This is a genomic window from Streptococcus sp. SC1 (genome assembly GCF_030272855.1).
GTDB lineage: Bacteria > Bacillota > Bacilli > Lactobacillales > Streptococcaceae > Streptococcus.
In genome coordinates this window covers 1-1,257 of the sequence record NZ_JAQCMU010000011.1, presented here as the reverse complement: position 1 = coordinate 1,257, position 1,257 = coordinate 1, and the positions used below count along the sequence as shown (strand labels likewise).

Below are 1,257 nucleotides of genomic sequence, written 5' to 3'. Positions count from 1 at the left end.
CGTCTGGATCGAGCTGGCCGTTATTGTTCTTATCAAGACCAACTTTAACAGTGTGAGTGCCGTTATTATTATCCACGACTTGGGCTAATGATGGCTTACCATCTTCTCCTTTAGCACCAGTTGCGCCAGTTTCACCTTTATCACCCTTAGCTCCGGTCGCACCTGTAGCACCGGTTGCCCCAGCTTTACCATCTTTAATGGCTGTAGAAGATGTCACTTCATCTGGATCCAACTGGCCGTTATTGTTCTTATCGAGTCCGACTTGAACAGTATGAGTACCATTGTTGTTATCGACAACCTTAGCTAGTGGAGATTTACCATCTTTACCATCTTTAACGATAGTAGATGAGGTTACTTCGTCTGGATCCAATTGGCCATTGCCGTTCTTATCAAGTCCAACTTTAACAGTGTGCGTGCCGTTATTGTTGTCTACGACTTGCGCCAATGATGGCTTGCCATCTTCACCTTTGGCACCAGTTGCGCCTGTAGCTCCAGTTTCACCTTTATCACCCTTAGCTCCAGTTGCTCCTGTAGCACCGGTTGCCCCAGCTTTTCCATCTTTAATGACTGTAGAAGATGTCACTTCATCTGGATCCAACTGGCCGTTATTGTTCTTATCGAGTCCGACTTGAACAGTATGAGTACCATTGTTGTTGTCTACAACCTTAGCTAGTGGAGATTTGCCATCCTTACCGTCTTTAACGATGGTAGATGAGGTTACTTCGTCTGGATCCAACTGACCATTGCCGTTCTTATCAAGTCCAACTTTAACAGTGTGAGTACCGTTGTTATTATCGACAACTTGGGCTAATGATGGCTTACCATCTTCGCCTTTAGCACCAGTTGCGCCTGTAGCACCGGTTGCCCCAGCTTTTCCATCCTTACCATCTTTGATGATTGTAGATGATGTTACTTCGTCTGGATCCAATTGGCCATTGCCGTTCTTATCGAGACCGACTTGAACAGTATGAGTACCGTTATTGTTATCGACTACTTTAGCTAGTGGAGATTTTCCATCCTTACCGTCTTTGACGATTGTTGAAGATGTTACTTCGTCTGGATCTAACTGGCCGTTGCTGTTCTTATCAAGACCAACTTTAACAGTGTGCGTGCCGTTATTGTTGTCCACGACTTGGGCTAATGATGGCTTACCATCTTCACCTTTGGCGCCAGTTGCGCCTGTAGCGCCTGTTTCACCTTTATCGCCCTTGGCTCCGGTCGCTCCTGTAGCACCCTTATCGCCTTTTGGCCCTGCTG

At 46.4% G+C, this 1,257-nt stretch carries 1 protein-coding gene; it reads right to left on the bottom strand.

The features are described from left to right. A partial coding sequence (locus tag PAN94_RS09795; RefSeq protein ID WP_285875658.1) for a collagen-like triple helix repeat-containing protein occupies positions 1–1,257 on the bottom strand: 1,257 nt, incomplete at both ends.